This is a genomic window from Escherichia ruysiae (assembly GCF_031323975.1).
Classification (GTDB): Bacteria; Pseudomonadota; Gammaproteobacteria; order Enterobacterales; family Enterobacteriaceae; genus Escherichia; species Escherichia ruysiae.
On sequence record NZ_JAVIWS010000001.1, the window covers coordinates 3,696,660 to 3,708,285 of the forward strand.

The window sequence follows — 11,626 nt, forward strand, 5'->3', positions numbered from 1 at the left end:
GGCAACTTGAATATGGGTTTGTTGGCCTTGATTCTTCTGAGTCGGAGACATTGTGTGTGGCACCGCTAACCACACAGTAAACCTTACGAGCCGCCTTAAGCATCCGGCAACGCATAACACTTCACCGGTTTTCCGTCTTTCATTTCCACCAACATGCGGCTGGTCTGCAACGGCTTGTCCAGCATATTTTGCTGGAATTGGTCGAACGCCATGCGGGCTTCCTTAATTGCGACTTTTTGCGGCATTAAGCGGTTATTGCACCATTTTCGCAAAATGACTTTATTGGCGCTGGTGGTATTCGCCTGTTCCGCTACGGCGCCGATGCTATCAATTCGTGACTGTAATTGTTTTTCTACCTTGCTGATAACCGTATCGAACTGCGCATAATGATGTTCTATAGCCTGCTGACGACGTTCTACCAGCATCGTCTGACCCTCACTATGGCTGACCAGATGTAATGCTTGCCCGCGTACCCTCATCGCTAAATCCCACTCCATCGTCCGTTCTTCAATAATTTTTTGTTGCGCCTGAATTTTACTGGTGATGGTTGCGCTACTGAAAAAACTGCCGTCATTTATAGAGGCTACCTTCTCGCCAGCAAAGGCAATATCCGTCAGCAGATGATCCTGGAGCGTTGAAAAATCCTTTTCGATAGCTTCAAGTATTTGCCGTATTTCTGGCGAAGATTGCCCCTCAATGACGACAGGTGTGATTTGCTGTAAATACTGAATAGCGCCGACAATTTCAGATTTGCGGGCATTGTTCTGGAACGCAGAAATCTCCCGAATAGTTTCAATTATCTGCGTCAGTTTATTGCTGATATCTGCCAGATGTTTTTGTGCCAGTATCGCCGAAGCGACATTCAGTAATATGCTGGCATTGACTAATTGATTCAGTTTGTCAGGGTTCAGCAAAACTGCGTGCGCTTTAATTCCTTTTTCCCCGAGACTGAAGCCACGATATCCCGAGCCATCTTTCACTTTCGCCAGTGCGCCATCAATTATGACTTCCATATAGTGATGACTGGCGACATGGGCGGCGGTGGCGAGCGAAGGAAGCGTCTGTAAGAGTGGGCCTAACCGTGAAATTTCAGTAATGTCATGTCGTATCAGAGTGTCGGGGTGGGTAATTTCATTTAAAGCGATAGACGATACAGTTAAAACGCGCTGCGACTTTTCATTTTCAAACACCCAGCGATTGCCATAGTTTGCGGTTGACATTGCCGTTGATGATACCGATTCGCTCAGACGGTGATGGCGGGAATTTTTTAAGCGAATCCAGGCAATTTGCACTACACAGGGCAAGGTGATTCGGAACGCCGGGTTGGAAATATCATAAGCGGTATATAAACCGGTGAGGGCTAACCCGACAGGACCGGTGAGAACGCCCAACACGCGACCTATCCCCAGACCCGCAATTAGCGGGAGTGCCTTCCCCGTGGCGATCTGCGCCAGACCGCTTGCTACCATTGCCGCACGTTGCAAAAGTGGCAGCTCCATACGTGACAACTTATCCAGGCTAATACTGGTGTTAATTCCCATATCACGGAGAAGCTGACGGCGATCGTCATCTGACATTTTGTTCCAGGATGACGCAAAAACGGCATCGATAATCAGTGATTCTTTTTCTTTTACCGGGGCATTTTTCGCGACTTTAATTTTCAGATGGCTGGCGACATCGTCAACAATTTCGCTATAGCTAACGCCATTGCGTCGGAACAGATTCATTACGGTGTTACCGCCAAAATGTTGCAGTTCGCGAATCAGCAAACGCAATGTTTCCTCATCAACAGCTTCGCTATTTTTACCATCGCGCAAGGCCTTTTTAACGCGGTCAGACTGGGAAAAATTAAATTTTCCGTCTGGGGTAATGTAATCAATCAGCAGATCGATATCGTTTTTGTCGGCGTTCAGTAGCAGAGCAACCAGCGTTTCATCGCCCTTAATGTCAATCTCACTCATTTAATTGTCTCGTTGAATAGTGACTGGACGTTATTAGAAGCAGCGCGCCCTACGAAAAAGTTTCATACGTAAGTCTGGCGGCGAAAAAAATAAAATCCCCAATCTTTGTGTCATAAAGCATAAATTCTGTGAATTATTTTCACCAAGCGATTTAAATTTCTTACATATGCGTGTGATCAATGTTTTTGTGAGATATATAACGTTTTATTGATGTAAAAATCGAGACTTTTCCTATAATGAGCGGGCGATTTTTTTCCTTGCTGGTGATGTTCTGCCCTGCAAATTTCTTTTCCTTCACTCAAGGTATTTAGATGTTTTCGCTGACTTCGTTCCTCGACACGTTAACCTCTGTTAATCCAGAAAATGTGCCGATTTATGTCGCTATTGTGGTTGGGGTTTTGTTGTTGGGTTTCATTGTCCGTTACGCTATTCCTTCATTTAGGGTTTCAGCGCGCTTTAAACAAAAAGCGAAAGCAATTCGGCAACTTGGCAATGAAAAACCGGCACAACAACTCGAAAAATTAGACGCGTTATTCTCTGATAAATTTTTTGCGCATCCCTGGAGCGAATTTAAAGAGTCTCTACATCGCCAGTTTGAGTTTGACGAAAACAGCGGGCAAAAAAAAATTAGCGCCATCCGTTCAACGGCTCCGTCGTCAGCATGGTTTACGGAACCGTTATTAGTCGAAATTCCTCTCTATACGGAAGCGTTTAAACATCTCCCTGGCATCCTGACCGGAATTGGGATCATCGGCACCTTTTCGGGGCTGATGATTGGTTTGCACCATTTTGACCCCAGCACGCCAGAGCAGGTCAGCGCCAGCGTCGCTAACCTTTTACGCGACGTTCTGTATGCGTTTTTAGGTTCGGCGTTTGCTATTACGTTTTCCATTCTGGTCACCATGTTTGAAAAATGGCGACTGGCGCAATGTTATAAAAACCTTGAACTTCTTACCGCCAGCATTGACCAGCTTTTTGAGGGCGGCGTCGGTGAAGATTACCTTTCGCAACTTCTTTCCAGTACTAAAGAAAACACCACCCATGCGCGGCAACTTAAGGATGGTCTGGTCACTGACCTGCGCGAAATGCTGCAAAACCTGGTGGATAGCCAGGTGCGGGAAAATCAAAAGCTGGCAGAGACATTATCAACAACATACCGCGAGTCAGGCCAACAGTTTGCTGAACAGGTCAGTGGTGCTATCGAAACCAGTCTGAAAAATCCGCTGGATAAAATTGCTGGTGTGGTGCAAACCGCCTCCGGCGATCAGAGCCATCGTGTGCAGTCGATGCTGGAGAACGTCCTGACCGCCTTTATGAGCAAAATGGATAATACCTTTGGTCAGCAATTCACCACCATGCAGGAGATGATGGGGCGTTCTGTGGAAGCCATTCAGTCTATGCAAAGCGGCTTCTCAACGTTGTTGCAGGATATGCGTCAGGCCGGGGATGACTCACGTCAGGGCAGCGCGCAACTGATCTCTCAACTGTTAAGCGAAATGAAAAGCGGTCAGCAGGAGATGCAGGCAGGGATGAATGAGATGCTGCGCAGCTTGCAGGAATCCGTTGCCCGTATTGGCGCAGAAGGTGAGGGCGCGGGCGAACGGATGGCGCAACAACTGGAAAAAATCTTTGCCGACAGCGAAGCGCGTGAAAAAGCGATGGCGGAACAGATGCGCGCGTTTATTGAGGCTATCCAGTCCAGTGTTCAGCAAGGGCAAAATGAAACCATGGAGAAAATGGCAGCTTCCGTGGATACGCTTGGCAGCCATATGGCGACGCTCTTTGCACAACTGGAAAATGGTCAGCAGCAACTTAATCAGCAGCAAAACCAGGCGCAAAATCTGCTGATGGGCAATATGAGCAAAGGTATCGAAACGCTGACGCAAAACCTGGCGGGAGTATTCAGCCAACTGGAGTCAGGGCAAAAACAGATGAGCCAGACTCAAGAACAGGGGCAACGCGTGCTGCATGAAGAAACTCAGCAGCTTCTGGCACGTAGCGAAGCGCGTGAGCAGGCGGCGGCTGAGCAACAGCAACAGTTTATGACGTCGTTACAGCAAACCATGCATTCCGGTCAGGATGCCCTGCGAGAGAAAATGACCAGCGGTATCGATCACCTGGGTAGCCAACTTGGCAACCTGTTTGGGCAACTGGAAGAAGGTCAGAAGTCGCTCAGTCAGCAACAGCAATCTGCGCAGAGTGCGTTACAACAGGAAGCGCAGCGAATCATTGGTCAGCTTGAAAGTCAGGTTGAGTCGCTGATGCAGATGCTGCGTGAACAGCAATCTGCTTCAGGCGATCTGCTGCAACGGATGGCGCAAAACACCACGCGCCATCTGGAAGAGATACAAACAGGAGCCGATAAAATGCGCGTGGCTGCCGACCGCTTTGAAGCTGCGGGCGATCGTGTTGCTGAGGCTAATCAGTTGACCGCTGAGGTGCTCAATGGCACGCAACAGGCAGGACGCACGCTTTCCAGTGCCAGCGCGGAGTTGGGGGCATTGATTGCCGATTATCGTAATACCCGTGAAGTCGTGGCGAATGCCATAACGGCACTCGAAACGCTGATTAACCGTAGCCATGATGAACAAACATCGCGCAGCCGTTTTGTTGACGATCTGAAAGCGTACTCTGAACGCCTGCAACAATATAACCGTGAGGCTCAGGAGTTCCTGCATAACATTGCCGAGGTAATGGGAACCAGTTTTGAATCCTTTACGACCGGAGTGGAAAACGGCCTGAATCGTTCACTGCAAGAGATGGATACGCAACTGACGAAAGCGGCGGGAGCCTTAAGTTCTTCGGTTGAGATTATCGGTGAAAGCGTGGATACGCTGGAAACAGTACTCCGTCATCGTCGCGCGTAAGGAACAGGCTGATGTTTAACCGGGTATTTAATGGCAGGCAACGGCGCAGCGATGAAGCGGAAAAACCCTTCTGGATCTCCTATGCAGACCTGATGACCGCCATGATGGTGCTGTTTTTGGTGGTGATGGTGGCGTCACTTAGCTCTGTTACGCAGCGGATCCAGCAGGCGGAGGCGGGGGAGAAATCGCGCGGGCATGATATCGCTCGCCTGTGTGAAAAACTTGAGCTTCAGGCAAAGAATCTCAATAAGACGATTCAGGTTGACTGCCATGACAACCGTATCAGCTTTGGTGAAGCAGGGCGTTTTGAGCACAATCGCTTTGCGCTTAACGCCGAAGGATTACAGGCGCTACAGGATGTGGTGCCGTTAGTGCTGGAGGCGGCAAATAGCGATGAAGGCAAAAAATGGTTTAAGCAAATTGTTATAGAAGGTTTTACGGATACTGACGGTTCTTATCTCTATAACCTGCACCTTTCGTTGCAACGCTCGGAATGGGTGATGTGCAGTTTGCTGGATAGCAGAAGCGCGCTACAGCAAAAAATAACCCCGGAACAACAGGTCCAGATCCGTAAATTATTTCTGGCGGGCGGGGTTTCGTTCAACAATGCGAAAGAGAGCAAAGAAGCCAGCCGTCGCGTAGAACTGCGGATGCAATTCTTTGGCCTGAAAGACAAAAAGCGCGACGAAAGCATGGATGTTGTTCCTGGCATTAGTCAGGAAACCTGTCAGTTGGGAGCCATGCAATGACTTCCGCTATTGAAAAACTGAAAACCCGTTTGCTGCCCTATCGGGAGCAGAACGTGCAGCCGACGGTAAGTCATGCTTTTCACTATCTTCAGCGCGTTATCGCGCAACTTGAGAGGAAGGTAGATGCTCGCGCGGTGCAGATGGTTCCCCCTCTGGAGAAACGCCGACAGGCCATTGCCCGGCTGCGTGCGGGGGATACGCCAAAGCCCTTCGAGTGGAAGATGATTTTTTTTGGCCTTAATGACGTGGCAGAAGGCGATCTGTTTGAAATTGCATTGATTGATGATGCAACAAACTTCGCGAGGATTATCGCTGAAATTGAACAAAAAATTGCGCAGCAGCGGTTAACACGCCGCGAATGGCTGGCGCTATGTACCAGCTACTTTGGTCATTCCAGCGATACACCGGAAAAGAATCCGCAGTGGCTTCAGCTACGCACGCAGATTGCTCGTGGGTTTCAACAGCTAAAAGAGAGTGCGCCGCGTCAGATGTCCTGGATGTCGGTCATTGACACCTATAGCGATATTTTTACCGATAATGCAGGTTTTCTTCTCGGACAACAGCTTGGGCGTGGAGAAATCACGGATATTTCGGTGCTGGAGAAAGTCGCGCAAATTCCGCAAACCAGCTGGTTATGGCGCAAAATTGTTAACCACCTGGTCAATGAGATTTTTTGCCTGACTGACGATGCTTTTCAGCAGAAAATTCATTCTCTTATCGCCTTGAGCCGCCAGCTTACGCGGTTTAAAGATAATATTCTGGCAGCCACTCTGACCCGTTATTATCAGTCGGCTTTTAAACATCAAACGCATTTCGAACTCAAGCAATTGGCCCTGGAATATTGGGGAAATCCGCAGTTAACCAGCCGTAATAAAAGCTGGCAGGTTCACGTTGAAAATCCGGTATTACTGATGGTGCAAGGATGGTTCGCCAAAGACGACCTGAAGCTGTTCTTTGAATTGCTGAAAGGCAATCGGGATGTTGACCATGCGCGCCTGTTCTACTGGCTACGTTTTGCCAACCAAATGAGCTATACGCGCATTGTGCTGGGCGAAGATGCGCTGCGATCCAAAGATGCCGATTATGTTGAATTCAGGGCGAAAAACGCAGGGCGATTAAGCCGTCTGCAAGGTTCTGGTTCACGCGATAACAATGCCATGATTATGCGCATTGGTGATTATCTGTTTGTCGAATTTTCGAAAGTGGGGGCGATGTATGCCTACCATATGGGGAATGCGCCCTTTAATCCGGAAACCGGCATTCTTGATATTGATTATGATCTGAAAGATAAGCGGAATAACCGCCGTAAAGTCCGGTTGCGTTTACCGCATTTGTCGCCGGTATTTCTCTACTCACTCAACCGAATTGAGGGGTGGATGAGCCGATATGACGAAGAACTTCGTAAGCTGGGTATTGATTACGTTGCGGAAGATTTAAATCAGTCCTCTGTCACTTTGGATATCTCTCGCTTCAATGCCTCAAAGACCGTGAGTCGGCCTGAATCTGCATCGTTATCTGAACATGAAGTCAGTGATGCAAAGTCAGACCGGGAAGAGCAAATCAAAATCATCGCCTCCTCGTTAAAAGCCAAAAAAGATCTCCCCGACCGGGAACAACAAATCCGGGAGATTATTCGTTCGGTCGATTGCAAAGTGATGGATAAACGAGGGCTGGGGGGCGCAATCCATATTCAGTTCAATGAACCAGACCATGAAGCGGCGCAAAAATTACTCAGCCTTGGGTTTAAACCTGTGCTGGGTAAATTTACTTACTGGAGCAAATAGTGTTCAAAAAATTGTTGGGTAAATTTATTAAAGAGAATACTTCACTACCTGCTTCATTTGCGCCGCTGTATGTAATGAAAGAAGAGGGTTTTGCTTTCCCCTTTAGTCTTGCCGATAGCGAAGATAACTGGCCTGTCGCCTCATGCCTGGAACAGCTTCATGAGGAAGATTATGTTTCACACTGGTCTGATTGCTGGTTTCTTAGCTGGGATGATTTTTACCGCATCCGGAAAAATGACGACTATGCCAGCAGTCTGGCGATTTTTGCTTTCCCTTCACAGCGCAATCTGACGGCTCATCTTGCTGCAACAGGAAGCATTAGCGATGACACTTTTCGCGTTTTCATTGATAAATGGACCCTACCTGATGACTATCGCCCTGTTGAGATAACTTGCACAGGCGCCAGCTTTTCCTCTGCGGAAGGCACCTTTGTGTTAAGTGAAGAGAACTGGCAACTTCTGGACGCACTACAGCAACTCAGGTTGCAGCAGCGACAGACGCCGGGCGAAACGGTCAACCAAACCCGTTGGGCCAAAATACGGCGGCAGGCCAAAAAAGCAGGGGCAAAACTGGATGACTATCTTGCGAAAACGATCGTCATCAGGCCGGAATCGTTGCAGTTAAAACTGCGAAAATCGCTGGTGGTGGATACTCCGGTGCTGGAAATTGAACCTGTTTTTGATGAGCAGCCTGCCAACTGGTTACAGAGTTTTGACCGCACGCAACAGGTGCAGGATCGTTACCGTGTTTTAGGGGACGATGGTGTCTTAAACCATGTCATTCTTTCCCCTGAAGTCAAAGACGTCCTGACCTCCGTGCACGCTATTACGGGGCGTCGCGTGGCGGGGGATGATGCGCTCTCATTTGTTCGCAACCCCTACACCTGGATTGGTGAAGAGGCGAGCCAGGTGCTTGATCCTGACGTTTATGAGCAGAATTTGCAGGACGCCGGGATCTACTTTTATGATTTCCGTCTGGAGCCGCAGATTGATGAAAACAGGCAAATTGCGGCGGTAACGCTTCTTCTCAGCCCCAGAACTGAGCAATCTGTGGCGGATGAAACCTATATCTTTAAACGTCCAGGTGAACTGGCGGCGTTGCTCTCTGAACTGGAGCAAAAGTTAGCGGCACAACTGCCCGCCGGAGTCTGGCAGGGTTACGATCTGGAGCTTTCCAGATTCAGCCAGGAAGAACTGCAAGGTTATCAGGCGTTGCTTGAAAACTGGCAGCACCAGGCGGCGGGAATGAATTTTACCCACGTCCTCGATCTGAACAAATACAGCGACCGGGTTATCGGGATCGGTGAATTTGAAAAAATAAGTTCGCCTTATCTGGTCAAAAGTGAAAGTGAAAAATGGCTTCCGGAGAACCTTGCGCAAGAGATGTGCGAGGCTATGTTCTCTGGCTGGGATCTCGATAATCATCAACATTTTCAGGAACTGGAAGAGCGGCTGGAAGAGGCAAAAGCCACGGATGCGCCGGAAGTCGCCATGCCCTGGAACGACAACCTTTTGCCCCGTGAAGAAGCAGAAATTTTCCACGATAAATGGAAAAAGAAAATTGACGGTGAAACAAATGATGGCGTCAGTAGTGAGCCGGTCAGTCGTGCCGTTCTGCTGATAGAACAAAATATCGAGCAGGCGCTGTATGTTAAACAACGGCGGGACTCTTTGCTCGGTGCACATCAGGCAGAAGTCGAACTGCCGATGATCCTCAAAACGTCCATTCAGCTACGTGAACACCAGCGTAAAGGGGTAGCGTGGCTCCAGCAGTTGTATCTAAAGTCGCCAATAGAGACGGCGGGATGTTTGCTCGCAGACGATATGGGGCTGGGTAAAACCTTACAGATTCTAACTTTTCTCATCTGGCATCGTGAACGTTTCCCGGATTCGCCTCCTTCGCTGATTGTTGCTCCGGTGTCGTTACTCGATAACTGGGAGCGTGAGGTTGGGAATTTCTTCCTGCGCGAGCAGGTGTCGATTTTAAAACTCTACGGTAATGAACTTAAGGCTAAGAAATGCGCGAAAGAGAGTATTCCACAGGCGCTTAAAAGTAAGGGGATTAAGAACTTACTGCAAAGTGACTGGGTGGGTGACGCGCATATTGTTCTTACCACCTATGAGACGTTGCGCGATCAGGAATTTTCGCTGGCTCGTCAGCCCTGGTCCATAATGGTGTGCGACGAAGCGCAGAAAATTAAAAATCCGGCGGCATTAATTACCCAATCGGCAAAAGCCATTCAGGCACAATTTAAAGTCGCATGTACCGGAACACCGGTCGAAAATACCCTTGTCGATCTGTGGTGTTTATTTGACTTCGTGCAGCCAGGTTTGTTGGGGGCTTTAAATAATTTTGGTAAAGATTATCTGCGCCCCATTGAGCAACAGAATGATAATGCTGTCCTCGAATCGCTACGTAAATTAATAGAACCGCAGACGCTGCGCCGCACCAAAGAAGAAGTGGCGAAAGACCTGCCGGATAAGATTGAAGATCAACGCTGTAAACAGTTGAATATGCTGCCATTGCAACGGGATCTCTATACCCACTCGGTTGCAAGCTGGCAAAATCAACAGGAGATCAGCGAAGGGCTGGATCAACGAGGCTCAGGTATGCTGGGGTTACTGCATCGCCTGAAACTTATTTGCGCATGGCCTTATTCCGTAAGTGCAGATTTGCGCTTACGGAACGATGCCCCGAAAGTAAAATGGCTGCTGGAGACATTAAATACGATTCGCCAGTCATCTGATGACAAAGTGATTATTTTTACGGAACTGCGCGATATTCAACGAGAACTGCAACATCTGATTGCGCAGCATTTTGGCTTTAAGCCTTTTATTATTAATGGTGATACCAGCACCAAATCTGGCAGCGATCAAAATCGTCAGAGCCTGATCGATACATTTCAGTCAACGCCCGGTTTTAACGTCATTATTTTATCCACCATTGCGGTTGGGTTTGGCGTCAATGTCCAGAAAGCAAATCATGTCATCCACTTTACCCGTTGCTGGAATCCGGCGAAGGAAGATCAGGCGACCGATCGGGCCTACCGTATCGGGCAGCAGAAAGATGTTTACGTCTATTATCCGACGGTGCGTGATAGCCAGTTAATGACTTTTGAAGAAACGTTGGATGAATTACTGAACCGACGCCGGGCATTGGCGAGAGATATGCTCAAAGGGGCAACCGATCTGAGCGCCGCAGATTTTGAAGCGGTGCTGGCGGGCACTCCCTTGGCGTAGGGAATACCATGGGCGAGTAAATCGACAGGGATTCGCTATTGCTTTATTAATGAACAACAAAGACATTTTGTGAATGTATGGGTTGACATTCATATGAAAAAAATCATAATTCCGTCAGGTTTGCGTAGGGCACTTTCTGTATCTTATGCATCGCACCAGGGCCTGACAGAAAATATGCTGTAAGGTTCGTATCAAAAAACCGCCATTAGCTCATCAGGAAGAGCAGACGACAACCAGGATTGTTGTATGGTACGGGGTTCGAGGCCTCGATGGCGGTCCAACTTTTCAATCGTATTAATTACCAATCATCAGCTCATTGCCGCGTCACCCCTTCATAAATCAGCCGTAGCGCAAATAGACCAATAACCATACCAATAATCCGACTGGCGACCTGCTGCATACGTCCATATGCGCGACGCACGGCGGGTAAAGAAAACGCCTGACTAAGGAATATACGCCAGATAACAGACGCGAGCACAATCCCTGCCCAGGCCATTAAACGCGCCCAGGTCGGCGTTTCTGCACTTAACGTCACTGAGAAGATACTGATAAAAAATAAAACTGTTTGTGGATTCGAGAGATCGGTAATTAACCCACGGCGGAAAAATACATACCAGGGGGCGCTAAGGGGCTGCTGTAACGCGCTCATCTGTGGTGTTGATTGTCGGCGCATACTGTTCCAGGCAAACCATAAGAGATAAGCACCGCCGACGATTTTAATGAGTGAGAAAATCTCTTCACACTGAGTAATGAGCGTTGCCATCCCAAATAATCCCAGCCCGGAATAGATGGCGTCGCCCAACGCCACACCAAGCCCGGTGAGTACGCCCGCGCGACGACCAGAAGCCAGACTGGTTTGAACCACGACAAAGAGATTTGCGCCTGGATTAAAAAACGTGATGACGAACAGTCCGACGGTCAGGTAAACGGCGTGCAAAGGATCCATAGTGATTTCATCCATAAATAAGCTGAATTAACTTCATCATATTTATAGTAAAAATGACTGAATGCGAGCGCGATCACAAA

6 protein-coding genes are annotated in these 11,626 nt (G+C 48.5%); 4 read left to right on the plus strand and 2 right to left on the minus strand.

All coding sequences use genetic code 11. From position 1 onward, the window contains the following. Positions 1-95 precede the first annotated feature (95 nt). A complete protein-coding gene (locus RGV86_RS17870; protein ID WP_085460434.1) occupies positions 96-1,961 on the minus strand; it encodes a YaaW family protein in 1,866 nt (621 codons plus the stop codon). A 311-nt stretch (positions 1,962-2,272) separates the two neighbouring features. Between RGV86_RS17870 and zorA1 the strand changes: the two genes are divergently transcribed. The 4 genes from zorA1 to zorD are packed head-to-tail and all read left to right on the plus strand — an operon-like array spanning position 2,273 to position 10,600. Beyond that, positions 2,273-4,828, plus strand: coding sequence for a type I Zorya anti-phage system protein ZorA1 (gene zorA1 / locus RGV86_RS17875; RefSeq protein WP_085460435.1), 2,556 nt, complete (start codon positions 2,273-2,275; stop codon positions 4,826-4,828). 11 nt (positions 4,829-4,839) lie between these two features. Next, positions 4,840-5,577: a type I Zorya anti-phage system protein ZorB1 gene (gene zorB1, locus RGV86_RS17880; protein WP_000483327.1), complete on the plus strand. Its 738-nt coding sequence runs from the start codon at positions 4,840-4,842 to the stop codon at positions 5,575-5,577. Beyond that, complete coding sequence (gene zorC, locus RGV86_RS17885; RefSeq protein WP_137598239.1) at positions 5,574-7,361, plus strand: type I Zorya anti-phage system protein ZorC; 1,788 nt, start codon at positions 5,574-5,576, stop codon at positions 7,359-7,361. The genes zorB1 and zorC overlap by 4 nt, the downstream gene beginning before the upstream one ends. Continuing rightward, a complete protein-coding gene (zorD, locus tag RGV86_RS17890) occupies positions 7,361-10,600 on the plus strand; it encodes a type I Zorya anti-phage system protein ZorD (protein ID WP_085460437.1) in 3,240 nt (1,079 codons plus the stop codon). Before zorC ends, zorD begins: the two co-directional genes overlap by 1 nt. A gap of 313 nt (positions 10,601-10,913) precedes the next feature. Here zorD and RGV86_RS17895 read toward each other — a convergent pair whose 3' ends face one another. Further along, complete coding sequence (locus RGV86_RS17895; RefSeq protein WP_000371333.1) at positions 10,914-11,546, minus strand: LysE family transporter; 633 nt, start codon at positions 11,544-11,546, stop codon at positions 10,914-10,916. Between the last annotated feature and the right edge of the window lie 80 nt (positions 11,547-11,626).

Excerpts from the sequence above, each read along its gene's own strand:
- RGV86_RS17870 (WP_085460434.1), bottom strand. The coding sequence starts at position 1,961 with ATGAGTGAGATTGACATTAAGGGCGATGAAACGCTGGTTGCTCTGCTA.
- zorA1 (WP_085460435.1), top strand. The coding sequence starts at position 2,273 with ATGTTTTCGCTGACTTCGTTCCTCGACACGTTAACCTCTGTTAATCCA.
- zorB1 (WP_000483327.1), top strand. The coding sequence starts at position 4,840 with ATGTTTAACCGGGTATTTAATGGCAGGCAACGGCGCAGCGATGAAGCG.
- zorC (WP_137598239.1), top strand. The coding sequence starts at position 5,574 with ATGACTTCCGCTATTGAAAAACTGAAAACCCGTTTGCTGCCCTATCGG.
- RGV86_RS17895 (WP_000371333.1), bottom strand. The coding sequence starts at position 11,546 with ATGGATCCTTTGCACGCCGTTTACCTGACCGTCGGACTGTTCGTCATC.